Genomic DNA, 25,236 nt, shown 5'->3' on the forward strand with positions numbered 1-25,236 from the left:
TTCTGATTTGACCACTCAAAGGACTGACTATGACAACCTCTAAATTTACCCGCAGAGACGAAAGCCGCGAAATCGCATCACCTACTGGCCCAACCTTAACTTGTAAAAGCTGGTTGACCGAAGCACCCTTTCGCATGATTCAAAACAACTTACATCCTGATGTCGCTGAAAACCCAAAAAGCCTAGTTGTGTATGGCGGCATCGGCCGTGCTGCGCGTAACTGGGAATGCTACGATCAAATCCTAGAGTCTCTAAAAGAGCTTGAAGACGACGAAACCTTATTGGTTCAATCAGGTAAGCCTGTTGGCGTATTCCAAACTCACGAAAACGCCCCTCGTGTATTAATTGCAAACTCAAACCTTGTGCCTAAATGGGCAACTTGGGAGCACTTTAACGAGCTAGACCGCAAAGACCTGTTTATGTACGGTCAAATGACAGCAGGTAGCTGGATTTATATCGGTACGCAGGGCATTGTTCAAGGTACTTATGAGACCTTTGCTGAAGCAGGTCGTCAACATTATGGTGCAGGCGCTGAAACTGCTAGCCCAGATAACTGGAAAGGTCGCTGGATTTTAACCGCTGGTCTAGGTGGTATGGGCGGCGCTCAGCCACTAGCAGCAACTTTCGCTGGTGCGGTATCTCTAAACATTGAATGTCAACAAAGCAGCATCGACTTCCGTCTACGCACTGGCTACGTTGACATGCAAGCCAAAGATTTAGATGACGCTTATGAGCTAGTCAAAAAGCATACTGAAGCTGGTGATGCGGTATCTATCGCACTACTTGGTAACGCTGCAGAAATCTTACCAGAGATGGTAAAACGTGCTAAAGGGGGCGATATTAAGCCTGACTTGGTGACTGACCAAACCTCTGCGCATGACTTGGTGAATGGTTATTTACCAATCGGCTGGACAGTAGAAGAATGGCGTGCGGCTCAAGAAGATCCTGAGCAGTTTGAAAAAGTGGCTAAAGATGCTGCTCGTTCATGTGCTATTCATGTAGAAGCGATGCTTGAGTTCCAAAAAATGGGCGTACCGGCTACTGACTATGGTAACAACATTCGCCAAGTTGCCTTTGATGAAGGTGTTAAAGATGCGTTTAACTTCCCAGGCTTCGTACCTGCGTATGTTCGCCCTCTATTCTGTCAAGGTAAAGGTCCTTTCCGCTGGGTAGCTTTATCAGGTGATCCAGAAGACATCTACAAGACAGACCAGAAGATTAAAGAGCTGTTCCCAGAAAACAAACACGTGCATAACTGGTTAGATATGGCCAATGACCGTATCAAATTCCAAGGTCTACCTGCTCGTATTTGCTGGCTTGGCTTAGGTGAGCGTGATAAAGCTGGTCTTGCCTTTAACGAAATGGTTAAAAATGGCGAGCTTAAAGGCCCAATCGTCATTGGTCGTGACCATTTAGATACTGGCTCTGTAGCAAGTCCAAACCGTGAAACAGAAAGCATGAAAGATGGTACGGATGCAGTATCAGACTGGGCACTATTAAACGGCATGCTAAACGTGGCTGGCGGTGCTACTTGGGTCTCCCTGCATCATGGCGGCGGTGTTGGTATGGGTTACTCACAGCACTCTGGTATGGTTATCGTCGCTGACGGTACTGATGAAGCAGCCAAACGTCTGTCACGTGTCTTAGTTAATGACTGTGGCTCAGGGGTTATGCGCCATGCGGATGCCGGTTACGAGTTAGCGATTAAGACAGCCAAGGAATATGGCCTAAAACTACCTATGATCAAATAGCTTATTTGAGTCCTTATTAATTTAAATTAAAAAGGACTCTCAGCTTAATCTGTCTATGTCTGTAAATAGGCAGATTAAGCAAGTAGGCAAATCAAGCAGTGGGCTCAATAGCTGTAGCTTTACCTATATTAACCAATCTCAGCCTAACCAATTATTTAGCTCAACACATTCTAACCCATTGCCACAGACAGGGACTTGTCACCATGGAAATCGATAAAAACGTTGAAATGCTTACAGTGGATCAGCAAGAGTTACATCCGAGCTTATCAGATAACGAAGATCCGCTTTTATCCCGGTCACGCGGCATCTTTCAGCTGATTATTTTTAGCATTATTGGTATCACAACGTTTTTTATTCCGTTTACCATTAATGACAAAAGCACTATTTTATTTGATCATATTGCCTCTTATTTGGTCAATGATTTGCATTCGTTAGCAGTTGGCCTGTTATTCCTCTTGATGGCCTATGGCGCTATCAAACCGATTGTTACGGGTAAATACAAAGAGAGTATTACCCATGCTATTTTAAGTTTTGCCAAAGTAGCGGGATTAATATTGGCAGGCTTATATGTGCTGGGTATGGCGCCAGACGTTATCATGGAAAAAGACATGATGCCTTTTTTGTTTGAGAAATTGGCACTGCCTGTAGGCATGATTGTGCCCATTGGTGCGCTGATCTTAGCCTCACTCATTGGCTTTGGTTTGCTTGAGATGATTGGTGTCTTAATGCAGCCGATTATGAAACCTATTTGGCGCACCCCTGGCACTTCTGCTATCGATGCGGTGGCCTCCTTTGTGGGCAGCTATTCCATTGGCTTGTTAATCACCAATCGCGTTTATCTTCAAGGTCATTACTCTACCCGTGAAGCCATTATTATCGCTACTGGATTTTCTACTGTGTCAGCGGCGTTTATGGTAATTGTCGCCAAAACCTTGGGGCTGATGGAGTTTTGGAATCTGTTTTTTTGGTCTACCTTAATCATCACCTTTATTGTCACAGCCATTACCGCCCGCATTCCGCCCATTAGCCAAGAGCGTAATGATGATGCTGACCCTGCGGCGCAAGCTTTGGCGGATGTCAAAGGCAATCGTTTAGGTGCTGCTGTTGAGTTAGGGATTGAAACCTCAAGACGCTCAAGCAATTTACCAAAAATATTTTGGTGTAATTTTAAAGACGGCTTAGAGATGGCCGCTGCCATTGTGCCTTCTATTATCGCAGTGGGCTTGGCCGGTTTACTACTGGACAAATACACCCCTGTATTTGAAATACTGGGGCTGGTGTTGTATCCCTTTACTTTTATTAGTGGCCTACCTGACCCTCTACTTGCCGCCAAAGGCATATCAGCCGGTCTAGCAGAGATGTTCTTGCCTGCCTTATTGCTTAGCGAAGCTGATTTTGTGACTCGTTATGTGGCCGGCGTGGTCTCTATTAGTAGCATACTGTTTTTCTCTGCTATGATTCCTTGTATCTTAGCGACAAAAATACCGTTATCTATCCCAAAAATGCTGATTATTTGGCTACAAAGAACCATTTTAAGTATCTTATTGGCCTCTGCTTTTGCTCATCTTGCTATTGCAGTAGGCTGGATAGGCTAACCAAACTAATACCCGAATAACAATAAACGCCTAAGTTCAAAGGAGTGACTTAGGCCAGGCTTTTATCTACTAATGTAGTTTGACTATGACAGTCTTGGAAACTAACAGAAAATAAAACCTAACGTTAAAAAACTAATAATAATAATCATTAATAAAGGACTTTCTCATGACCTCTACTCAGACCCTCAGCCTTACCCCACGTAAGCTTACCTTTGCTCAGCTACGACAAGTCTACGACATGCCCGTACAAGTCAGCTTGGTTGATTCTGCCTATCAAGACATCGATGCCTCACACGACTGCATCAAAGAAATCATTGCTCGTGATAAAAGCGCTTATGGTATTAACACCGGCTTTGGACTACTGGCCAAGACCCGTATTAGCGATGATCAACTGGGTTTACTGCAATACAACCTTATTGTGTCGCATTCTGTCGGCACAGGTGAACGATTAGAAGATGGTGTGGTCCGTCTAATTATGGTGATGAAAGTCGCAAGCCTTGCCCAAGGCGTTTCAGGGGTTCGCCGTGATGTGATTGACGGATTAATTGGACTGATTAATCACGATATTATTCCGCATATTCCTGCCAAAGGTTCAGTCGGTGCCTCTGGCGATTTAGCACCACTGTCTCACATGACGCTCACCTTGCTTGGTCAAGGGTCCTGCTATGTGAACGGTCAAGAAATGTCAGCCAAAGATGCTTTAGCACAAGCCGGACTTGAGCCGGTCACCCTAGCCGCTAAAGAAGGTTTGGCTTTGATTAACGGCACTCAAGTGTCAACAGCGTTAACGCTACGCGGTTATTTCTTGGCCCGTGATTTGGTAGCCACCGCCACTGTGGTCGGCGCATTATCGGTTGATGCAGCACGTGGCTCGGACTCTCCTTTTGATGCCCGTATCCATGAAGTGCGTGGCCATCACGGTCAAATCCAAATCGCCAAAGCGCACCGCAGCTTACTTGCGGGCAGTGAAATCCGCGCCTCACACACCGAAAATGATGACCGAGTACAAGACCCCTACTGTCTGCGCTGTCAGCCACAAGTGGTTGGTGCGTGCCTTGATATCATCAATCAAGCTGGCAACACCCTGCTTATCGAAGCCAACGCAGTGACTGACAACCCGTTAATCTTTAGAGACGAAGATGGTCCGGTTGCCATCTCTGGCGGTAACTTCCACGCTGAGCCAGTTGCCTTTGCCGCCGATACCTTAGCACTTGCCATAGCAGAGATTGGCTCTATGTCTGAGCGCCGTGTGGCACTGCTAATTGATGCCACACTAAATGGCGGCCTACCTCCATTCTTAGTAGACAACCCTGGGGTGAACTCAGGCTTTATGATTGCCCATGTGACCGCAGCAGCTTTGGCTTCAGAGAATAAGTCTCTGGCACACCCTGCCAGCGTTGACAGCATCCCAACTTCAGCGAACCAAGAAGACCATGTGTCTATGGCCACCTTCGCTGGTCGCCGCCTGTATGATATGGCCCAAAACACCGCTACCATCGTTGGTATAGAGTTGTTGGCCGCAGGACAAGGCATTGATTTTCATAAAGAATTACAAACCTCTAAGTTATTAACACAAGCCCATAACTTACTGCGTGATAAAGTTAGTTTTTATGACAAAGACCGCTACCTTGCCCCAGACATTGAAGCCGCTAAGCAGTTGGTCTTATCTGCCGCCTTGAATGAGCACTGGTCTGAGCTTCGTAGTGATTGGTTTTTGCAAGATTAACGCAGATTAACCAAGACTAAATTAACCCAAATAATGACTTTTGAGAGTGTTTATTATGTCAAGTTCACACCCTGTAACTGATAATGCTAAAGTTGGTGCCGAGCAGGTACCTTTTGATACCAGTCTTTGGACGGGACGCGCTGAACCTGATGAATCAGAGCGCGCGCTATATTGGTATCAAGTAGTGGGCGCGCATCAAACAGCGGACGATGACGACAGTAAAGCCAACTCAAAAGTCACCTTAGTAGGCTTTGCTTGTGATCAAGGCGTACGCCGTAATCTGGGCCGTGTGGGTGCTAAGCTTGCACCGCCTGCGATTCGCCAGACCTTTGCCAAGCTGCCTATTACCCCTATACTGCAGGATAAGTTTGATAAAGCTGACTATGGTTTATTATTAGCCGATGCTGGGGATGTGATATGCCACGACAATGACAGCTTAATGCCAGATGTATTGGAGCAAACTCAAGCTTTATATAGCCAACAAGTGTCAGATATTATCCAGCAAGACAGTCTAGGCATTGGTATCGGCGGTGGTCATGCCATCGCATATGCCAGTTATATGGGGCTTTGGCAGGCATTAAATAATGATTCAAAATTAGATGAAAATACGCCTAAGCCTTCACAATCTAATGCGCCCAAAATTGGCATCATTAACTTTGACGCACATCTAGACATTCGCAATGCGCCGAAGGGCACGTCAGGAACCCCCTTTCGTCAAATCGCAGAGCACAATCAAGCGCACGGCCAACCCTTTCATTACTGCGCCATTGGCATTAGTCAATTCTCAAACACCGCTGCGTTATTTGATAGAGCCGATGAACTGGGTGTGACCATTATTAGCGATGACAACTGCGCCCGTGATAGCTGGGAGAATAGTGCGAAAAAGCTAAATGAGTTCATCGATCAAGTGGATGTGCTGTATGTCACCATTGATATGGATGCTTTCCCCGCCAGCATTGTTCCGGGTGTTAGCGCCCCTGCTGCCAAAGGCATTTCACTAGATTTCACAGAGCGCTGCCTTGAGGTAATTTTCGCCAGTGGCAAAGTAAAAATGGCTGACTTTGCGGAGATTAACCCCACTTACGATATCGATGCTCGTAGCTGTAAAGTCACCGCCCGCTTACTGGCACTGATGGTTCAGCACCATTTATTATTACAAGATTAAAGATTTAAATAGATTATAAATAGTACTACTTAACCCATTCATAAACTCGGAGTCTGCTATGACATCCTCAATAATAAAAGATTTCCCAGAAGATTTTGATACCCTAATTTTACATGCCAATATTGCAACCTTCTCTGAGACATATGGCTTTGATAGAAGCCTAGCAGTCGCTCACTCAGAAAATACAGATGCCAGCAAATATCACAGCCCTTACGGCCAAATTATAGACGCTGCATTAGCCATTAAAGACGGCAAAATCAGTTGGATTGGCGATGCTCAAAGTGCATTAAACAGTCCGGCTTATCACAATACGATTATGCAAATTGATGCCGATGACAAAATCATCTATGCCAACCGCCAATGGGTGTTACCTGGTCTGATCGACTGCCACACTCATCTGGTTTATGGCGGCAACCGTAGTAATGAGTTTGAAGCACGCCTGCAAGGTGTTAGCTATAAAGAGATTGCTGAAAACGGTGGCGGTATTGTTGCAACCGTCACTGCCACTCGTGAAGCAGACTTCGATGAGCTATATGCGCAAACTGAGCGTCGCCTACAAGCGTTACTTGCTGAGGGCATAACCACCATTGAGATAAAATCTGGCTATGGCTTAGATTTAGAGACTGAGCGCAAAATGCTACAAGTGGCGCGTCAATTGGGTGAGGACCATGACATTACTGTCAAAACCACTTATCTTGCGGCCCATGCCCTGCCCACCGAATATAAAGACAAAGAAAACGGCTCAGATGAGTACATTGATGCGGTATGTGAATGGATGCCTATCTTACACAAAGAAGGCTTGATTGATGCAGTAGACGGATTTTGTGAAAACATTGGCTTTAGCAAAGCGCAAATGGCCAAAGTATTTGATGTCGCAAAACAATTGGGGTTACCGGTTAAACTACATGCCGAGCAACTAAGTGATATGGACGGTAGTGGCTTGGTCGCTGACTATAATGGGCTTTCGTCTGACCATCTTGAATATTTATCTGAGAGAAATGTTGAGAAAATGGCCGAGCATGATGTGGTTGCAGTCTTGTTACCTGGTGCGTTTTATACGCTAAAAGAGACCCAATTGCCGCCTATGCAAGCGATGTATAAACACAATGTGGCCATTGCACTATCGACAGACAGCAACCCCGGCACCTCTCCGCTCACCTCTTTATTAATGACACTCAATATGGGCTGTACTTTATTCGGTATGACACCAGAACAGGCGCTGGCAGGTATCACCACCCATGCCGCCAAAGCATTGGGGCTTGATAACAAAGGCCGTATTGAAGTGGGCTTGGATGCTGACTTAACCCTTTGGGATATCGAGCGCCCTGCCGATTTAGCCTATCAAATGGGCTTAAACCCGATAGAAGGCGTTATGGTAGGCGGTCAATGGCGTGACTAGTGTTTTTCATTGTTGTGCCCATAAAAAAAGCATTAAGTCCACAAAAAAGCGCTCCTATTTAATTGGAGCGCTTTTTTTGTTGGGGTTTTTAATATTAAGCCATAAACGAAGAAAAACCATTTAGCAGCATTTGTACTGAAATTGAGATAAGAATCATACCCATCAAACGCTCAATAGCTTTTAGACCTCGGTGCCCTAGCAGCTTATATAACTTGGTTGAGAAGAATAGAATAACTGCTGAAATAAACCAGGCCAATAGTAAAGCCATTAACGCCTTTGGAATGCTTTCAGGGTTCTTTTCGGTTAATAAAATTAAGGTAGCTAGAATTGATGGCCCCGCAATTAATGGAACTGCTAACGGGACAATAAAAGGCTCACCATCTTCATCATCCTCATCGCTCATCACCCCGCCTCGGGTAGGAAAAATCATACGAATAGCGATAATCATCATGACCAAACCGCCACCAATAGCGACGGCTTCAGTGCTTAACCCTAAGGTATGCAAAATACTGCCACCAGCGAATAAGAACAATATCATTAATAACAGTGCAATCAGCAACTCTCTAATAATAATAAACTTACGTCTTCCCTCAGGTACTTTATTCAACACCGATAAAAAAATAGGGATATTACCCAAAGGATCCATAATTAAAAACAAAGTAAGTGCTGTTGCGTAGATTTCCATAAAACTCCTTAACAAAAAACTTCAGTTTATTCTTATCTTAAAAAAACGATGATATCAAAAAAATATGACCACTTATCCATTCATTTATTTGATTTACAAATCAAATTCAATATTCTAATTTAGAATTTTTTATAGGCATTACTGCATATTGCATTCGCTATTTCAGTTCAGGCACCTGTGCTAATATCGATGACCCAATTAATAATACTCATCAAAAATACATTTAACTGAGTAATTTTAATGTAAGCACTTTGGCTTTCCAAAGGTCATCAAAAAGAATTACGCAATCTGGGGCTTTTATTAATGCATTTCTTATTTGATAGAGCAGAAAAACTTCCTGACAACGCCACAAAAACAGACTTATTAAGGTCATTAATCGGTGGGACTTTGGGCATATTCGTACTGCTGTTATTAACTGAATATACCGGTAACATGATGATTATGGCGCCCTTTGGTGCGACCTGTGTGCTTTTGTTTTCAGCCTCTCACTCACCCCTTGCCAAACCGCGCAATGTTATTTTTGGTCACCTAATTGCTGGCTTTGTGGGTCTCGTTATTTTGAAATATGTGGGCGTCAATATCTTCACCATTGCCTTTGCTGTTGGCTTAGCTATCTTTTTTATGCATCTACTTAAATGCATTCACCCTCCTGCTGGCGCAACTACCTTGGTGGTATTGCTAACGGCTGATCAGGTGACTTATGGCTGGGATTTTTTATTAATGCCAGTATTGGCGGGCTCTGTCGCTCTCATAAGCGTTGCACTGGTGGTGAATAATATCAAACCGAATGAAAAGTGGCCGGCCTATTGGTTTGCGCTGGTACAAAGCCGCATTGAACATCAAATTGAACAGCACATGGAAGATTATGTCGATAATCATGCCATTGAAGATCAAATCCGTGCTCAAAACCCGATTGATGATGCCCAAAACGACTATGACTTTGCTTCACAAAAAATGCTCTCTAATCGCCGATAGTTTCCAGGTGCATTGGCCGATAGTCTCTAGTTGCGTTGATAGATTAAAGATCTATTACAGTCATAAACAGCTGTAGCAATAATACTAAATAGCCATAGCTTGCTTGAGCGTGCTTTATTTTCCGTACTAAAACTCAAGCACACTGAGCTGACAATAGCCCACAGGTCTGGGCCAGTCTTTTGCCTGACTCGGTACCTCTTTACCAGCACAAACCATCTTCGCCGTGGTAATCCAGCCAGCATGCCCCACTGCCAAAATCGGGGCTTTAGGTTTGGCTTCCTCTATCTTCCGTATCTTTAGCCAAGCTCGTACTCGCTCAAACAGCTGAGTCAAGTTCTCTCCGCCCGCCGGAGCAAAGTGCGCAAAATCATCACACCACTTATCGATCCCATCTTTGCTAATTTTCGACCAAGGCTTGCCTTCCCAATCTCCAAAATTAGTCTCCATTAACCGCTCATCAATCTGACAGTCAAAGCCTAGTTGCTGTAAATAGAGTCCTACCTGCATAGAGCGCTGTAAAGGACTGACATAAATTTGCTTAGGCAATTGATGTTTTTTGGTATAACTGTCAATCTGATTGGCCAGACGCTTTATTTTACGTCTATCAACCGCCACTTCGCTTTGACCGAAACACAACCCATGCACCTGCTTAGGTTTGGGGTGGCGCCAAATATATAATTGCATAAAATGACTGTCTATCCCGTAAAGTTGGCCGCTAGACCGGCATAAATGGCAATTTCAGTGATTTGCTGAGTCGCCCCTAAGCCATCTCCTGTATAGCCTTGCAAGCGCCTTTTAAGCAGCCGATACATATGAGTGATGCCTAATACCGAAAACACCAAAGCCAACAGCCATTGCTGAACCGTAATTTGCTGCAATGCCAGTGGCAACAACAGATACAGCATGACGCCGATAAATAGAAGCCATAGACTACTGCCAAGCCACTGATTTAGGGTCATTTGCTGTGCCATGGGCTTAGCCTTAGCATGCTCTATCTCACCCCCATAAGGCAGCAGTACTATCAGTGCAGTACATAATAAACGTGATGCACTGTGGGCGATAACCAAAGCCACCACTGCGGTCATTACAGGCATCGCAGCAAGCAAACTTACCTTTAATAGCAAGGCACAGGCCAAACCTAACGTACCGTAAGTGCCAATACGCGAGTCCTTCATTATAGTCAGGGTGCGCTCACGAGTCAGGCCCCCGCCAAGCCCATCACAGGTATCAGCAAGCCCATCTTCATGAAAAGCACCCGTTAGCTTAATCCCAAAAGCCGTGGTAGCAATGGCTGCCACTAAAGGCGGAAACCCCAAGCTTGCTAGCCAAAATATAGCAGCACAAACCACACCCACCAATAATCCCACACCAGGGAAATGACGGCTACTTTGGTGCAGCCACTGGGGCTGATAGTCGTTAAACTGTATTGGAATACGGGTCAGAAATTGGGTGGCGACCAGTAGCAGACGCCATTCTTGTTTAATAGACATCTGTTTTAACGCTCATCAGCTGTGTCAGCTTGGTCTAATTGGTCTAAATCATCTTGTGAATCTGAGTCACTCTTATTACTAATACCGGCATCACTAAAGCTTGCCATCTCATTGATTATGGCGCAGGCAGACTGTAATAAAGGATAAGCTAAAGCTGCTCCACTCCCCTCACCCAAACGTAAGTTAAAGCCCAATAGTGGTTCGGCATCCAGAGCAGCTAGCATCTTGCTGTGCCCAGGCTCTACTGAGTGATGGGCGAATACTGCAAACTTAGCCACACCGGGTACTAAGCGCTCAGCAACCAACAGAGCACTACTGGCAATAAACCCATCTACTAACAAGACACGTCTATCACTGGCAGCTTGAATAAATGCACCGGCCATCATGGCAATCTCAAGCCCGCCCAATGCCGCTAATATCTCTAGCGGTGTGGTCACTTGCTCGTGACGCTGTAGCACTTGGCTAAGCACCTCAACTTTACGCTGCAATCCAGCATCATCAAGGCCAGTACCACGGCCAATACACTCCGCAATAGGCACATCTTCAAGCTTAGCAAGCAATAAACTGGCCGCTGAGGTGTTACCAATGCCCATTTCACCGGCAATAAATAAGTTACCTTCAAGCTGCTTGGCTACATCCATACCTGCTTGCAGTGCTTGAATACACTCCTCACTACTCATTGCTGGTTCAGTTAACGCATCGCGGCTTCCTAAGCGTACCTTGTATTCAGTTATTAGCTGAGGATGCTTTTCGACACCAAAATCAGCAAAGTCGGTAGCAACACCGGCATCCACAACCTTCAGCTCAATATTATGCTGACGCGCCAGCACATTAATGGCTGCACCCCCATTTAAGAAGTTCAGCACCATTTGTGCGGTCACTTCACTCGGGAACGCAGAGGTACCATGCTTAGTCAATCCATGATCAGCCGCAAACACCCGAATATGTGGGCTTTCAATTTTTGGCGCCGTGCTGCCTTGGATAAGCCCTATTTGTACTGCTAAAGACTCTAAACGCCCCAAAGACCTTGGTGGCTTGGTTTTATCATCTAACAAATGTTGCAGTTTGGCAGCCAGTTCTGGATTATCAATATTAGGGATCGTAGGCAGGGTTAAGCGGTCCAATGTGGGCATCCTTCTTATAGGTTTAATTATTTGCTCAGTTATTTATCGGATATAACTTGGTATTAGTTACTTGTTATTGGTTATAAGTTGATACGGTAAGGTTTAACCGTTTTTGTGACAGTTTTACTCAGACAGTAGCTTAGTCAGCAAAGCCTCAATTTCTTGCTTGAATTCTTTGTCTTCGATTTTATTGGCTGCGACCTTAGCATTTTTCAGGCTTTCGATAGCCGCTTCAGTTTGACCCATCTCCAGTTGCAGCTCTGCCATAGAAAAAGCTATCGAGGATAGGTGGTCTTTTGAGTTAATCTCGGTGGCTTTACCCAAAGCTTTTTGATAAATCACCAAAGCTTGATCTAAATCAGCAGTGAAATCCGCCAAGGTTTCCCACTGCTCTGGATGATCTTTATCCGTGCCTTCATTGTCGTCACAAATGGCTTTTAGCTCAGCATATAGCTCATCAAAACGGGCTTGATCGTCTTTGCTATCGGCCTCTAATAAGTCTTCGGCTAAATTATAAATCGCTCGGTATATTTTTGTATTAATCATAAAGGGGCCTTAGTGGGATTAATTCATCAAAATGCCCAATAGCTACTTAACCAACAATTATTTATAGAGTTAGGAGCAGTAAAGCTGGGCATTTTTTGCTAAAAGTTAGCTATGTGACTTCGATTATACCTTATATAGAAGCCAACCATGGCTACCGTGGATAATTTATGGCCTCAAATCTACGGCAAAGTCTCAATCATTTCATAGCCTGGGCCAGCTATACTGGTAGTGATCAAATAAAAACCAAGGAAGATAAAAGGCAAAGCCAACAGCGACTTTAAAAAAGGAGATTTACACTTCTCCCAGCGCGTTATGACGTAGTAAAGGTTGGCTAAAGGCACAAATAAATACATCAAGCCCCACGCTGTCGATTCTCTAAACGCAATAATGATAAGCTGAATGCCATAAAATAATAGAATAATAAAACCTATAACGACACAAACCAAAGCTAAAGTATCCATCTACTTCTCCAAATAAATTATTTTTACTGTGTTTTTTAAATTAAACAAATTAGATTAAACAAATTAGATTAAACAAATTAGATTAAACAAATTAGATTAAACAAATTAGATTAAACAAATTAGATTAAACAAATTAGATTAAACAAAAATAAGTTTAAGAGCGTCTACAAAAATTGTCTACAACAATCCTCCGCAGTAACCCTCATTCTTGCTATGCGAAATTACTGTGTCTATACTTACCAATAGCTGAGCTTAGAAGCGACCGACTTAGAATAGACCACCTTTTGATTTTATTCGGCTTAAACGGTACGCAATGGAATGGACTTATAACAACTTTAAGGTAATTAAATGTCACTTTGTTTAAATATGATCGTGAAGGATGAGAGCCACATCATAGAGGCCACCCTACACAATATTTGCCAACATTTTCCCATTACTTATTGGGCCATCTGCGATACTGGTTCAAGCGATAACACCATTGAATTAATTGAACAATTTTTTCAGAAAAAAGGGATTCAGGGACATATTTATCGAGAGCCTTGGAAAAACTTTAGTCACAATAGAAACGTGGCTTTAAAGCAATGCGTAGGTAAAAGTGATTATGTCTTAATATTTGACGCTGATGATCATGTAACTGGTGAAATCAACTTGCCCAACCTTGATCCAAAGACAGGTGCAGACAGTTATCTGATGCAGTTCACCAGTGAATCTGGTGCCATGAAGTACCTGCGCAAACTTATTATAAAAAATGATAGCAGCTATAGCTGGCGAGGAGTACTACACGAATTCATACAGTGCAATCGGTCTGAAACAGTAGCTCAGATTCAGGGCGACTATGCCATTGTATCTGGTAGAAAGGGCAATCGTAGCCTAGATAAAAATAAGTATCAAAAGGATGCTCAAATCTTAAAAGATGCTTTTATAGAAGCGCAAGACAGTGACCTACTGCCCCGCTATGCCTTCTATTGTGCCCAATCTTATCGAGACGCCGCTATGATAGATGAGGCTATAAAGTGGTATAAAAAGCGTATAGAAATCAAAGCGGGCTGGGCAGATGAAAGATATTGTAGCTATGTCGAATTAGGCCTACTGTATGAAAGAAAAAAAGATTTTGATCAAGCCCTCCATTATTGGCAACAGGGCATCGTTCACGATCCCAAACGCGCCGAATGTTGGTACCATATGGCACGAAGACACAGCTGGAGCAAACATACCGAGTTAGCCTATGTGTTTGGTCGACAAGCTGCACAGTTACCAATGCCTACAGGCAACCGCTTATTTTTAGCCAAAAACATTTATCACTATTGGTCTGCTTATGAGTGGTGTATTAATGCTTATAAGCTTGGTCATTATGAAGAGTCGTATCAAGCCTTCAAGCAACTAGTCACCCATTGTCCACAAGATTTATTACAAAAAGTGGCTCATCAAATGTCCAGCTACAAACACCTTGTACTACAGGACAGCTTTGCTGAGGTAAGTACGCTTACCTTAAATCTAAATCGACTCAATCAAACTAATCTATTACACGAGCTACTGTCTAATGAACCTGTAGCCTAGCTAATCACCACACCACTACCTTAAGCTTTTACTTAAACTTCTTGTATACTTTAATAGGATGGTCATGACTCAGATTTTGGCAAATGCCGTAGCGCTCACACCCGTTCCATTTACTCCAAAAATCATATTCTTTGATATCGATGACACCTTAAGCCGCAACGGAGTTATCGCACCGCATAACAAAGCCACTTTAGAACAATTGGCCAAAACGGATATTAAGTTAGTGATTGCTACTGGCCGCTCAAAATCCATTATCCCAGACGATATTATGGCACTACTTGAAGCAGATGTTTTTGATGCCATTGTCTGTACCAATGGGCAATATAACTTTGATAAACAAGGGGTTATTAGTCACTACCCCTTAACCTTAGAACAAGCCAGTAAAATTGATGAGTTATGTCGACACGACCACCTCATTCACAAATTTGATTCTGACAAGCATCTGGCTTGGGCTAATGACAATGAAAAAATTCGAGCCTTTGCTGCCCAAAATCCTAGTGCCATCATCGATCCTGACTACTTTAAACACAATCCTGTCTATCAATGCTCCGTTTTCTTTAATGACGAACAAAGAAAAATGCAGGAAGTAGATTTCGCAGCTTATGGCTTAAAGCTTGTGCATTGGCATCAAGTGGGCGGCGATATCTTACCCCTTGAGGCTTCTAAAGAAAGAGGCGTACGCGATGTCTGTGAGTATTTTGACATAGATATTAAGGATGCCATGGCCATTGGTGATGGATTTAATGACTTAGAGATGTTTGATGCCGTAGGTTATGCCATTGCCATGGGAGATGGCCAACCTGCCTTACAAGAGCGTGCTGACTTTGTTACGGGCAGCATTGAAGAGTATGGGTTACAGCAGGTATTACATCCTCTACTTGAGGTCGAGAGCAGCTAACTTTTAAGCTTATTCATAAACTGCTCTTCATTTAAAAAGACTACATTAAAAAAGACCGCTTAGCTTCAGGTTTTCACCCTCTGCTAAGCGGTCTTTTAAACTGATAGTTCAGCTTACAGTCCTGCTTTTAAACTTGCTTGGATAAATGGATCCAAGTCACCATCAAGCACCGCACCGGTGTTAAAGGTCTCAACCCCTGTACGCAAGTCCTTGATACGTGAGTCATCTAATACATACGAGCGGATTTGACTGCCCCAGCCCACATCAGATTTATTGTCTTCAACAGCCTGCTGCTTCTCCATCCGCTTTTGCATCTCAAGCTCATACAACTTAGCACGCAACATCTTCATTGCAGTGGCCTTGTTACCATGCTGACTGCGCTCATTTTGACACTGCACCACAGTATTAGTTGGCTCATGGGTAATACGAACCGCTGAGTCAGTAGTGTTTACGTGCTGACCCCCAGCGCCACTTGAGCGATAGGTATCAATACGTAAATCAGCAGGATTAATGTCGATTTCAAAATCATCATCAATTTCAGGAGACACGAATACCGCAGCAAATGAGGTATGACGCCCATTATTACTGTCAAAAGGAGATTTGCGCACCAAGCGGTGAACCCCAGTCTCGGTACGTAACCAACCAAAGGCATAATCCCCGCTTACCTTGAAAGAAGCGGATTTAACCCCGGCCACACTACCAGCCGATACTTCAATAATCTCAACCTTAAAGCCGTGCGATTCACACCAACGGGTATACATACGCAGTAGCATTTCCGCCCAGTCTTGAGCTTCAGTACCGCCACTGCCCGATTGAATATCAACGAAGCAGTTGTTGGCATCCATTTCGCCATCGAACATACGCTTGAACTCTAAGTCTTCGACTTTGGCTTGTGCCGTATCAAGCTCACCTTGCACATCTTCAAGAAGGCTTTCATCATCCGCCTCTACTGCCAACTCAAGCATAGCTGCAGCATCTTCAAGCGTGGTCTCAAGGCCAGTGATGGTATTGATAATGCCATCAAGCTGACTTTTTTCTTTACTGATTTTGGTCGCACGTTCCGGATCATTCCAAAGCTCTGGACTCTCCATCTCAAGGTTAACTTCTTCTAGGCGCTCTGACTTACCATCGAAGTCAAAGATACCTCCGTAGATCCTTTGAACGTTCGGTTAAATCTTTAATTTGCTCTTGGTACTGGTTGGTTTCCATAAATATTCCAAAAATTTAAAACTATAGTGTCTGAGTGAGACCAAAGCGGCTTAGATAGACCAGTCTTCAACCGCCCAGCGGTGGGCTAAAGCATGGGCATGTAGCACGTCATCCGGGGTGACTGCTACCGGCACATCAGCCCACTCTAATAAGGGCAGATCATTTTTTGAATCAGAGTAGCCATAGGTTTTGCTATAAGTGACGCCCTGCTCTTTTTTGGCTTCTAGCCATTTATTCAAGTGGTATATTTTACCTTCTTTAAAGTTGGGTTTGTCGGTTAATTTTCCAGTATAGCGCTCATCTTTTACTTCAAGCGGGGTGGCTAATACGTTTGCCGCATCGATACCAAAGCGCTGGGCAATGGCTGACACCACAAAGTCATTGGTGGCTGAGATAATAACCACATCATGGCCCGCTTCAATGTGATGCTGAATGGCGCTGATGGCTTTGGGGCGAATGTGTGGCTCAATTTCAGTCTTAATGTAGTCTTCACGAATCTCAAACAGTCGCGGTAAAGGCAAAGTGGTCAAGAAGTCTGCCACAAACTCATTATACTCCGTAGCATCTAAAGTACCGGCTATGTACTCTTCATAAAACCTTTGATTGGCCGTTCTATATTGCGCCTCATCTACCAAGCCGTTTTTGACGATATACTCACCCCATAGGTAATCGCTGTCGACATCCAGCAAGGTGTGATCTAAGTCAAATAAAGCCAATTCTTTACTGTTGTTTTCCGACTTTGCCAGATTATCTAGCGAACTGTTCGCTGCCTGATTTTGCATTTAGCCCCTCACCCTTTTTATTCAAATCTTTGATAGAAATATGTTAATCCAAACTTGCTCTGTAAAAGCTTTTTAAAATATTACTCAGGCGCCTCAATCTGTTCCAGGCCGGTCTTAAACTGCTCAGCCTTCTGAGTATAATGCAGTGCTGACATTTTCAGCATAGCCACTTGCTGATCAGTTAAAGTTTTAACCACTTTAGCTGGCGCGCCCATTACCAGTGAGTTATCTGGAATTTCTTTGCCTTCAGTGACCAAGGCTTTGGCACCAATAATACAGTTTTTGCCAATCTTAGCGTTGTTTAATACCACAGCACCAATACCAATTAGACTGTTTTCACCAATAGTACAGCCATGTAACATCGCTAAGTGGCCGATGGTAACATAATCGCCAATATTAACTTCAATCCCTGCATCAGTATGGATAACCGCATTTTCTTGAACATTGGTATAGTTACCGATATTAATGCGTTCGTTATCACCGCGAATGACAGCACCAAACCATACGTTGGCCTGATGACCTAAATAAACATCACCGATAACACGAGCGCTGTCTGCAATCCAACCTTGAAACGGAGTGGCAAATTGTGGGGTTTTTTCTAAGTATTTAAAAATCATGGGGAACATCCTTTTATAAAGTAACTGATATAAAGTAAATGGTATAAAGTAGCTGTCTTATTAATTGGCTTATAAAGTTATTAGCCTTAACAATTCAAAGATTATTAGCGTTAAAAGTCATTAGGTTAGCATTAATTTACCGAAAATTTAACAAAATGACTGTATCCTAAGCTATTGGCTGTTTTTGTTCTAACTAATAGCCATTATCTAAGCATTTATGTGTAAGTCAATTTATTGTATTTTTCTACCGTGCTATTATCACACCTTAAAATTGTATTTATCTATTACTAGTTGATTAGTCGGTAGCCTGCTAATTAGCCAAACCACTAATAGAACACTATCAATCTCAACAAATAGCCCTTTTACTGGATAGTCTATGCGTCACTTTTTATTCGATTTTATATTTACCATTGCCTGTTTGGTCGTCGCTGCTTGGTGGGGTTACTCCCACGGGGGTGTCGGTGGGTTAATGACCGCCCTTGCGGTTACCGCCATCTTAGCCATCATGGAAATCTCTTTATCTTTTGATAATGCGGTGGTTAACGCCTCTATCCTTAAAGGCTGGAATGACTTTTGGAAAAAAATATTCTTAACTGTGGGTATTCTTGTCGCTGTGTTTGGTATGCGCTTGGTATTCCCAATCGTCATCGTCGCAGTCACAGCCAAGTTAGGCTTTATGGAAGTCATTCAATTGGCCATTAACGAGCCGGCTCAATATGCTGCCCATTTAAATGCTCACCATGCTGAAATCTCAGCTTTTGGCGGTATGTTCTTATTGTTAGTGTTCCTAACCTTTATCTTTGGGGATAAAGAGGTGCACTGGTTTGATTGGTTTGAGCGCAAGCTAACCCGCTTTAGTAAAGTTGATGCCATGAGTACTTTTGTGGCCATAGTGGTACTTATGGTTTCATTAAGCTGGGTAGACGAAGCCAAAGAACCTGCCATCTTAATCGCAGGTATTTGGGGTATCTTGATCTACCTTGGGGTCAACGTACTATCTAGCCTACTTGAAGGCGGCACGGACTCTGATGAAGATGAAGTCATTACCGATGCAAAAGGCAATGTCATTACCAATACTGCCGGTGTGTCTTCTACTATTTTAAAAGGGGGTATTGCCGGATTTATCTATCTTGAAGTGTTAGATGCCTCATTTAGTTTTGATGGTGTTATCGGTGCTTTTGCCATTACCAACGACGTGATTATTATCATGTTAGGTCTGGCCATCGGTGCTATGTTCGTGCGTTCAATGACTATTTACTTAGTGGACAAAGGCACTTTAAGTGAGTTTGTATACTTAGAACACGGCGCACACTATGCTATCGGTGCACTGGCAATTATTATGCTGTTGTCAATGAAGTTCCATGTACCTGAACTGGTTACCGGTCTAATTGGTGTGGCCTTTATTGGATTGTCTTTATACAACTCTATTCAATATAAAAAGCGCATGGAAAAGACGCAGTAGTCAAGACGCAACAACTTATACTCGACAACTGAGACTCAACTTAGCCCCCCATTAGGACGCTGATAGATGCTAAATAAGCACAAATCTCTTACTGCTGCTTTATTGTTATCTGGCTCGGCATTGGCTGTTACTCCAGCTTATGCCAAATCAGATATTGAAACAGCAGGCGATATTATTGCAGTAACCATCCCTGCCATTGCCTATGGCTCCACTTACTATATGGATGATCCTGAAGGACGTCAGCAATTTTATAAGTCGTTTTCTACCAATGCGATAGCCACCTATGGCTTAAAAAAAGCGATTGATAAAGATCGTCCTGATCACAGTGATGATGACTCTTTTCCTTCAGGACATACCTCAATTGCCTTTCAAGGGGCCAGCTTTATCCATAAGCGTTATGGCTTAGAGTACAGTATCCCTGCTTATGTCGGTGCGACATTTGTCGGCTATAGCCGTATAGAGGCGGACAAGCATCACACCTCTGATGTCTTAGCAGGGGCTGCACTTGGGGTAGCCAGTAGTATGTTTTTAACCAAGAGCTATCACAATGATGAGCTTGTTATTAGTGCTAATTTAGCTCCTGAATCTTATCAAGTGGCACTGCATTATCAGTTTTAGAGTTTAAGTTTTATTTTTACGGATTATTTCTAGTATTTCCTAGCCATTTAGGCAAGGGTTTTGTATAATACGCAAAATCTGTACCTAAGCGAGTAGACATGACCCAGTTAGCAACACTCACTAAAGACCTTTACCTTAGTGATATTGTTGTTTTCTGTTATTGTCGTACTCGCTTTTTTGTGGCTAAAATTTGATAAAAAATCACTTTTTATAGTTCTCAATCGGTCGCAACTTTAACCAATGTCAGGTCATGATAAACACGAATTTAAAGGGTAGGAATATGGGTATACACCAAGACACAACACAAAATAGCTTAAATGAAGTCGAGGCTATCTTAGCTTTAGCAGATGGCAGCATCTTCCGTGGCATCTCTATAGGTGCAGCAGGCAGTCGCGTCGGTGAGGTGGTGTTTAATACTTCAATGACAGGATATCAAGAAATCCTAACTGACCCCAGTTACACCAAACAGATCGTTACTCTAACCTACCCTCATATTGGTAATACTGGCACCAATACTGAAGATGGCGAGTCTGGCGATATTAATCGCAAGCATCAGGTTTGGGCGGAAGGCCTAATCATCCGTGATATTACTATGACCACCTCAAACTTCCGTAGCTCTGAAAGCTTAGTAGATTACCTAAAGCGTCATGAGACTGTGGCTATTGCTGAGGTTGACACTCGCAAACTAACCCGCATTCTTCGTGAAAAAGGGTCACAAAACGGCTGTATCTTCACCGCTTCAAATGGTGAAACCATTACCGATGCTGACATTGAGCAAGCCATTAAACTGGCTAATGAATTCTCTGGCCTTGAAGGTTTAGACCTAGCCAAAGAATCCTCAAGCCAAGACGGCTTTGTGTGGACTGAAGGGACTTGGGAGCTTGCAGACCGCGGCGTACACGGTGTTACTGAAAGTGAAACCGGTGGCTATTTCAAAAAGCTAGGTGAGCATATCGAACATAAATTCGATGTGGTGGCTTATGACTTTGGCGCAAAAACCAACATCTTACGTATGCTTGTAGATAGAGGCTGTAAAGTGACTGTGGTTCCTGCCCAAACTCCGGTAGCTGATGTTCTAGCCATGAATCCAGACGGTATCTTCTTATCAAATGGCCCTGGTGATCCTGCAGCTTGTGACTACGCGATCGAAAACGTTCGTCATATCATTGAAGAAACCGATATTCCAACTTTCGGTATCTGCTTAGGCCACCAAATCATTGGCCTAGCCAGCGGTGCTAAAACTATGAAAATGAAAACTGGCCATCATGGTGCCAACCATCCTGTGCAAGACTTAGAAACCAAAGTGGTTATGATTACCAGTCAAAACCATGGCTTCGCTTTAGACGAAGACAGCTTGCCTGCGCATATTAAATCGACGCACCGCTCTTTATTCGATGGCACCAACCAAGGTATTGAGCTAACCAATAAGCCAGTATTTAGCTTCCAAGGACACCCAGAAGCCAGCCCAGGTCCTAACGAATCATCGTCTTTATTTGATAAATTTGCGACGATGATGGAACAAAACAAACAAGCTTAAACCGCCGTTTTAATCGGATTGCTAAAGAACTTACGCAGAACTAATTATATAAAAGAGAGACTTATGCCAAAACGTACCGATATCAAAAGCATTCTAATCATTGGCGCAGGCCCAATCGTCATTGGCCAGGCTTGTGAGTTTGATTACTCTGGCGCTCAAGCATGTAAAGCTCTTCGTGAAGAGGGCTATCGAGTTATCCTAGTTAACTCAAACCCAGCGACCATCATGACTGACCCAGTTATGGCGGATGCTACCTACATCGAGCCAATCACCTGGCAAACTGTTGAACGTATCATCGATAAAGAGCGCCCAGATGCTATCCTACCTACCATGGGTGGTCAGACGGCGCTTAACTGTGCACTAGATTTAGACAAGCACGGTGTACTAACGAAGTACAATGTTGAGCTAATTGGTGCCACCAAAGACGCTATCGAGATGGCCGAAGACCGTGACTTATTTGACCAAGCAATGAAGCGTATTGGTCTAGAATGTCCTCGCGCTGAAATTGCAGAGACCATGGAACAAGCCTTTGAAATTCAAGCCAAGCTTGGTTTCCCTTGTATTATCCGTCCTTCTTTCACCATGGGTGGTTCAGGCGGTGGTATCGCTTACAACCGTGATGAATTTATCGAAATCTGTGAGCGCGGCTTTGACCTATCCCCTACTCACCAGCTATTAATTGACGAATCGTTGATCGGCTGGAAAGAGTATGAGATGGAAGTGGTACGTGACAAAAACGACAACTGTATCATCATCTGCTCTATTGAAAACTTTGACCCTATGGGCGTGCACACGGGCGACTCAATCACAGTAGCACCAGCACAGACGCTTACTGATAAAGAATACCAAATCATGCGTAACGCTTCATTGGCAGTACTACGCGAGATTGGTGTTGAAACTGGTGGGTCAAACGTACAGTTTGGTGTTAACCCAAAAACAGGTCGCATGGTTGTCATCGAGATGAACCCTCGCGTATCTCGCTCTTCTGCACTGGCCTCTAAAGCAACCGGTTTCCCTATTGCCAAAATCGCTGCTAAATTAGCGGTAGGTTACACCTTAGATGAGCTTCAAAACGACATCACTGGCGGTCAAACACCAGCCAGCTTCGAACCTTCAATCGACTATGTTGTGACCAAGATTCCTCGCTTTAACTTTGAAAAATTCCCACAAGCAGACAACATCCTATCTACCCAGATGAAATCTGTGGGTGAAGTCATGGCCATTGGTCGTAACTTCCAAGAGTCTATGCACAAAGCCCTACGTGGCTTAGAAACCGGTGCTGACGGCTTTGACGAGCAGATCGACTTTGCTGCTCTAAAAGCAGGAAAAATCAGCGAAGATAAAGTTAAATCTGAAATCAAACAACGTCTAACCGTTCCTACTCCTGAGCGTATTTTCTATATCGCAGACGCTTTCCGCCTAGGCTTTAGCGTAGAAGATGTATTTGGCTTTACCAACATTGATCCTTGGTTCTTGGTTCAAATTGAAGATATCGTTAAAACTGAAGCACAAGTTAAGCAGCTAGGATTTGGCGGCTTAACAGCCAAAAACTTACGCAAACTTAAGCGTAAAGGTCTATCTGACTTACGTTTGGCCAAACTTCTTGGGGTATCACAAAAGCAGCTTCGTAAAAAGCGTTGGGACTTAGAAGTATTCCCAGTTTATAAGCGTGTAGATACTTGTGCCGCTGAATTTGCTACCTCAACCGCTTACATGTACTCAACTTACGATGAAGAGTGTGAAGCGAACCCAACCGATAACAAAAAAATCATGGTTATCGGTGGCGGTCCAAACCGTATTGGTCAAGGTATCGAGTTTGATTACTGCTGTGTACACGCAGCATTGGCCATGCGTGAAGACGGTTACGAGACCATCATGGTTAACTGTAACCCTGAAACTGTATCAACCGACTATGATACCTCTGACCGCTTATACTTCGAATCTATCACCCTAGAAGACGTGTTAGAAATCGTACGTATCGAGAAGCCAGAAGGCGTTATCGTTCAATTCGGTGGTCAGACGCCGCTAAAACTTGCTCGTGCTCTAGAAGCAGCTGGCGTTAACATCATTGGTACTTCACCTGACGCTATCGACCGCGCAGAAGACCGTGAGCGTTTCCAGCACATGATTCATCAATTAAACCTAATTCAGCCCCCTAACGCTTTAGCTACTAGCCTAGAAGACGGTCTGGTTAAAGCCAAAGATGTGGGCTACCCACTGGTTGTCCGTCCTTCTTATGTACTGGGCGGCCGTGCTATGGAAATTGTCTACAACGAAGAAGAGTTAAAGCACTATCTTCGCACTGCCGTACAAGCCTCAAACGAAGCGCCTGTATTACTTGACCGCTTCTTAGATGACGCTGTTGAAGTAGACGTGGACTGTGTGAGCGACGGCAATGAAGTGGTTATCGGCGGTATTATGCAGCACATCGAACAAGCCGGTGTTCACTCAGGTGACTCAGCGTGTTCACTACCTCCTTATTCACTGTCTGATGAGATCTGTGATGAGATGCGTGCTCAAACTATCGCTATGGCCAAAGAGCTTGGCGTAGTGGGCTTGATGAACGTTCAGTTTGCAGTAAAAGATGGCACGGTATATATCTTGGAAGTGAACCCACGTGCAGCGCGTACTGTACCATTCGTCTCTAAGTGCATCGGTACCTCGCTAGCACAGGTTGCTGCCCGTTGTATGGCGGGTCAATCTTTAGAGAGCCAACAGTTCACTAAAGAAATCAAGCCAGCATTCTATGCGGTGAAAGAGTCAGTATTCCCATTTGCTAAATTCCCAGGGGTTGACCCAATTCTAAGCCCAGAGATGAAGTCTACTGGTGAAGTTATGGGTGTCGGTAAGACCTTTGGCGAAGCTTTCTACAAGAGCATCATCGGTACTAACGAGCGCCTACCTGGTCTGCCAGAAGAAGGTGAAAACAAAACTGTATTCATCTCAGTACGTGACAGTGATAAGCCAGGCATCGCTGCCGTTGCTCAGCAGTTAATCGACTATGGCTTTAACCTTGTCGCTACCGCGGGTACAGAGCAGTATCTCACTGAGCAAGGTATTGCGTGTAAGCGTATCAATAAAGTTACTGAAGGCCGTCCTCATGTGGTAGATGCCTTGAAAAATGGCGAAATTGACCTTATTATCAATACCACAGAAGGTAAACAAGCACAGGAAGACTCTTTCTCAATCCGTCGTAATGCCTTACAAAGCAAGGTATTCTATGTCACTACTTTAGGGGCGGCAGAAGCGGTTTGTAAGTCTTACGCTATTAAACTACCTTTTGAAGTTTATAAGTTACAAACCTTACATGAGCAGGCTCAAGTAGCTGCGAATAAAGGCTAATAGAAAGCTAAGTAACAAAAATTAGCGATACAGTCTTAACGAAACGCTTATAATGGTCTAATATTTTAAGTAAGTTCAGCTTGTACTCGTTAATTTATATCCCCTTATTTCTTTATCAATTGCTAATCGAAGGCTTCGGTTAGCAATTTTTGTTATAAGCCATTGGCTTTTTTGAGCCAGTAATGAAAAAACTTTGTAGCAAGGTTTTGCCTTCTACAAAATAAAACGTATCCAAAATTATGCACTTACAGCACCCTTGATCGAGGGTGTTGAGGTGTTTTTTTATTTATTTGTTCA

Annotated in this window: 20 protein-coding genes and 1 pseudogene; 12 read left to right on the forward strand and 9 right to left on the reverse strand. The window is 43.7% G+C overall.

Annotated features, from left to right (window positions below; genetic code table 11):
• Window positions 1-29: 29 nt before the first annotated feature.
• The 5 genes from hutU to hutI all read left to right on the forward strand — a co-directional run bounded on the left by hutU (window position 30) and on the right by hutI (window position 7,636).
• Window positions 30-1,751 (forward strand): urocanate hydratase, encoded by a 1,722-nt coding sequence (gene hutU / locus A1232T_RS07585; protein ID WP_077448857.1) that lies wholly within the window; start codon window positions 30-32, stop codon window positions 1,749-1,751.
• 203 nt (window positions 1,752-1,954) lie between these two features.
• Window positions 1,955-3,346: a YjiH family protein gene (locus A1232T_RS07590; RefSeq protein WP_095532747.1), complete on the forward strand. Its 1,392-nt coding sequence runs from the start codon at window positions 1,955-1,957 to the stop codon at window positions 3,344-3,346.
• A 166-nt stretch (window positions 3,347-3,512) separates the two neighbouring features.
• Window positions 3,513-5,072 carry a histidine ammonia-lyase gene (gene hutH / locus A1232T_RS07595; protein WP_077448858.1) on the forward strand — a complete coding sequence of 520 codons (1,560 nt, stop codon included), beginning with the start codon at window positions 3,513-3,515 and terminating at the stop codon, window positions 5,070-5,072.
• Between the two features lie 55 nt (window positions 5,073-5,127).
• Entirely contained in the window at window positions 5,128-6,237 is a 1,110-nt protein-coding gene (gene hutG, locus A1232T_RS07600) for a formimidoylglutamase (RefSeq protein ID WP_077448859.1), read from the forward strand.
• Window positions 6,238-6,295: 58 nt separating this feature from the next.
• On the forward strand, window positions 6,296-7,636 hold the full coding sequence (hutI, locus tag A1232T_RS07605; RefSeq protein ID WP_077448860.1) for an imidazolonepropionase: 1,341 nt from the start codon (window positions 6,296-6,298) through the stop codon (window positions 7,634-7,636).
• Window positions 7,637-7,730: 94 nt separating this feature from the next.
• On the opposite strand, the gene A1232T_RS07610 is transcribed toward hutI, so the two are convergent.
• Entirely contained in the window at window positions 7,731-8,321 is a 591-nt protein-coding gene (locus A1232T_RS07610; RefSeq protein WP_077448861.1) for a YhgN family NAAT transporter, read from the reverse strand.
• A 303-nt stretch (window positions 8,322-8,624) separates the two neighbouring features.
• Between A1232T_RS07610 and A1232T_RS07615 the strand changes: the two are divergent.
• Window positions 8,625-9,152, forward strand: a pseudogene (locus A1232T_RS07615) (HPP family protein); the annotation flags it as partial.
• A 270-nt stretch (window positions 9,153-9,422) separates the two neighbouring features.
• Here the strand turns inward: A1232T_RS07615 and A1232T_RS07620 are convergent.
• The 5 genes from A1232T_RS07620 to A1232T_RS07640 all read right to left on the reverse strand — a co-directional run bounded on the left by A1232T_RS07620 (window position 9,423) and on the right by A1232T_RS07640 (window position 12,917).
• Window positions 9,423-9,980 (reverse strand): histidine phosphatase family protein, encoded by a 558-nt coding sequence (locus A1232T_RS07620; protein ID WP_077448863.1) that lies wholly within the window; start codon window positions 9,978-9,980, stop codon window positions 9,423-9,425.
• An 11-nt stretch (window positions 9,981-9,991) separates the two neighbouring features.
• Window positions 9,992-10,786 carry an adenosylcobinamide-GDP ribazoletransferase gene (gene cobS, locus A1232T_RS07625; RefSeq protein ID WP_077448864.1) on the reverse strand — a complete coding sequence of 265 codons (795 nt, stop codon included), beginning with the start codon at window positions 10,784-10,786 and terminating at the stop codon, window positions 9,992-9,994.
• Window positions 10,787-10,791: 5 nt separating this feature from the next.
• Window positions 10,792-11,910, reverse strand: coding sequence for a nicotinate-nucleotide--dimethylbenzimidazole phosphoribosyltransferase (cobT, locus tag A1232T_RS07630; RefSeq protein ID WP_095532748.1), 1,119 nt, complete (start codon window positions 11,908-11,910; stop codon window positions 10,792-10,794).
• Window positions 11,911-12,033: 123 nt separating this feature from the next.
• Entirely contained in the window at window positions 12,034-12,456 is a 423-nt protein-coding gene (locus A1232T_RS07635) for a P-loop NTPase family protein (RefSeq protein WP_077448866.1), read from the reverse strand.
• Window positions 12,457-12,635: 179 nt separating this feature from the next.
• The gene (locus A1232T_RS07640) at window positions 12,636-12,917 is read right to left on the reverse strand and encodes a hypothetical protein (RefSeq protein ID WP_077448867.1); all 282 of its coding nucleotides are present in this window, start codon (window positions 12,915-12,917) and stop codon (window positions 12,636-12,638) included.
• Between the two features lie 348 nt (window positions 12,918-13,265).
• On the opposite strand from A1232T_RS07640, the gene A1232T_RS07645 reads away from it, so the two are divergent.
• Together A1232T_RS07645 and A1232T_RS07650 are read left to right on the forward strand one after the other, a co-directional pair.
• Entirely contained in the window at window positions 13,266-14,474 is a 1,209-nt protein-coding gene (locus A1232T_RS07645) for a glycosyltransferase (protein ID WP_077448868.1), read from the forward strand.
• A 64-nt stretch (window positions 14,475-14,538) separates the two neighbouring features.
• The gene (locus A1232T_RS07650; RefSeq protein WP_077448869.1) at window positions 14,539-15,372 is read left to right on the forward strand and encodes a Cof-type HAD-IIB family hydrolase; all 834 of its coding nucleotides are present in this window, start codon (window positions 14,539-14,541) and stop codon (window positions 15,370-15,372) included.
• Window positions 15,373-15,485: 113 nt separating this feature from the next.
• On the opposite strand, the gene prfB is transcribed toward A1232T_RS07650, so the two are convergent.
• The 3 genes from prfB to A1232T_RS07665 all read right to left on the reverse strand — a co-directional run bounded on the left by prfB (window position 15,486) and on the right by A1232T_RS07665 (window position 17,980).
• Window positions 15,486-16,581, reverse strand: a protein-coding gene (gene prfB, locus A1232T_RS07655) for a peptide chain release factor 2 (protein ID WP_143513969.1) whose coding sequence is annotated in 2 segments (ribosomal slippage) — window positions 15,486-16,508 and window positions 16,510-16,581 — 1,095 coding nt in all. Because the reading frame shifts where the segments join, the coding sequence is not laid out codon by codon here.
• Between the two features lie 50 nt (window positions 16,582-16,631).
• Window positions 16,632-17,363 carry an HAD family hydrolase gene (locus tag A1232T_RS07660; protein WP_077448871.1) on the reverse strand — a complete coding sequence of 244 codons (732 nt, stop codon included), beginning with the start codon at window positions 17,361-17,363 and terminating at the stop codon, window positions 16,632-16,634.
• Window positions 17,364-17,443: 80 nt separating this feature from the next.
• Window positions 17,444-17,980, reverse strand: a complete 537-nt coding sequence (locus tag A1232T_RS07665; protein ID WP_077448872.1) for a gamma carbonic anhydrase family protein — start codon at window positions 17,978-17,980, stop codon at window positions 17,444-17,446.
• Between the two features lie 376 nt (window positions 17,981-18,356).
• Between A1232T_RS07665 and A1232T_RS07670 the strand changes: the two genes are divergently transcribed.
• The 4 genes from A1232T_RS07670 to carB all read left to right on the forward strand — a co-directional run bounded on the left by A1232T_RS07670 (window position 18,357) and on the right by carB (window position 24,939).
• Entirely contained in the window at window positions 18,357-19,442 is a 1,086-nt protein-coding gene (locus A1232T_RS07670; RefSeq protein WP_077448873.1) for a DUF475 domain-containing protein, read from the forward strand.
• A 66-nt stretch (window positions 19,443-19,508) separates the two neighbouring features.
• Complete coding sequence (locus A1232T_RS07675) at window positions 19,509-20,060, forward strand: phosphatase PAP2 family protein (RefSeq protein ID WP_077448874.1); 552 nt, start codon at window positions 19,509-19,511, stop codon at window positions 20,058-20,060.
• 280 nt (window positions 20,061-20,340) lie between these two features.
• Window positions 20,341-21,597: a glutamine-hydrolyzing carbamoyl-phosphate synthase small subunit gene (gene carA / locus A1232T_RS07680; protein ID WP_077448875.1), complete on the forward strand. Its 1,257-nt coding sequence runs from the start codon at window positions 20,341-20,343 to the stop codon at window positions 21,595-21,597.
• 63 nt (window positions 21,598-21,660) lie between these two features.
• Window positions 21,661-24,939 carry a carbamoyl-phosphate synthase large subunit gene (gene carB, locus A1232T_RS07685; protein WP_077448876.1) on the forward strand — a complete coding sequence of 1,093 codons (3,279 nt, stop codon included), beginning with the start codon at window positions 21,661-21,663 and terminating at the stop codon, window positions 24,937-24,939.
• Window positions 24,940-25,236: the final 297 nt, after the last annotated feature.

Origin of the sequence: Psychrobacter pasteurii (genome assembly GCF_900162815.1) — a bacterium.
Classification (GTDB): Bacteria; Pseudomonadota; Gammaproteobacteria; order Pseudomonadales; family Moraxellaceae; genus Psychrobacter; species Psychrobacter pasteurii.

Excerpts from the sequence above, each read along its gene's own strand:
- cobS (WP_077448864.1), bottom strand. The coding sequence starts at position 10,786 with ATGTCTATTAAACAAGAATGGCGTCTGCTACTGGTCGCCACCCAATTT.
- hutG (WP_077448859.1), top strand. The coding sequence starts at position 5,128 with ATGTCAAGTTCACACCCTGTAACTGATAATGCTAAAGTTGGTGCCGAG.
- carB (WP_077448876.1), top strand. The coding sequence starts at position 21,661 with ATGCCAAAACGTACCGATATCAAAAGCATTCTAATCATTGGCGCAGGC.
- A1232T_RS07640 (WP_077448867.1), bottom strand. The coding sequence starts at position 12,917 with ATGGATACTTTAGCTTTGGTTTGTGTCGTTATAGGTTTTATTATTCTA.
- A1232T_RS07675 (WP_077448874.1), top strand. The coding sequence starts at position 19,509 with ATGCTAAATAAGCACAAATCTCTTACTGCTGCTTTATTGTTATCTGGC.
- A1232T_RS07610 (WP_077448861.1), bottom strand. The coding sequence starts at position 8,321 with ATGGAAATCTACGCAACAGCACTTACTTTGTTTTTAATTATGGATCCT.
- carA (WP_077448875.1), top strand. The coding sequence starts at position 20,341 with ATGGGTATACACCAAGACACAACACAAAATAGCTTAAATGAAGTCGAG.
- A1232T_RS07620 (WP_077448863.1), bottom strand. The coding sequence starts at position 9,980 with ATGCAATTATATATTTGGCGCCACCCCAAACCTAAGCAGGTGCATGGG.
- A1232T_RS07670 (WP_077448873.1), top strand. The coding sequence starts at position 18,357 with ATGCGTCACTTTTTATTCGATTTTATATTTACCATTGCCTGTTTGGTC.
- A1232T_RS07590 (WP_095532747.1), top strand. The coding sequence starts at position 1,955 with ATGGAAATCGATAAAAACGTTGAAATGCTTACAGTGGATCAGCAAGAG.
- A1232T_RS07665 (WP_077448872.1), bottom strand. The coding sequence starts at position 17,980 with ATGATTTTTAAATACTTAGAAAAAACCCCACAATTTGCCACTCCGTTT.
- A1232T_RS07645 (WP_077448868.1), top strand. The coding sequence starts at position 13,266 with ATGTCACTTTGTTTAAATATGATCGTGAAGGATGAGAGCCACATCATA.
- hutU (WP_077448857.1), top strand. The coding sequence starts at position 30 with ATGACAACCTCTAAATTTACCCGCAGAGACGAAAGCCGCGAAATCGCA.
- A1232T_RS07660 (WP_077448871.1), bottom strand. The coding sequence starts at position 17,363 with ATGCAAAATCAGGCAGCGAACAGTTCGCTAGATAATCTGGCAAAGTCG.
- A1232T_RS07650 (WP_077448869.1), top strand. The coding sequence starts at position 14,539 with ATGACTCAGATTTTGGCAAATGCCGTAGCGCTCACACCCGTTCCATTT.
- hutH (WP_077448858.1), top strand. The coding sequence starts at position 3,513 with ATGACCTCTACTCAGACCCTCAGCCTTACCCCACGTAAGCTTACCTTT.
- A1232T_RS07635 (WP_077448866.1), bottom strand. The coding sequence starts at position 12,456 with ATGATTAATACAAAAATATACCGAGCGATTTATAATTTAGCCGAAGAC.
- hutI (WP_077448860.1), top strand. The coding sequence starts at position 6,296 with ATGACATCCTCAATAATAAAAGATTTCCCAGAAGATTTTGATACCCTA.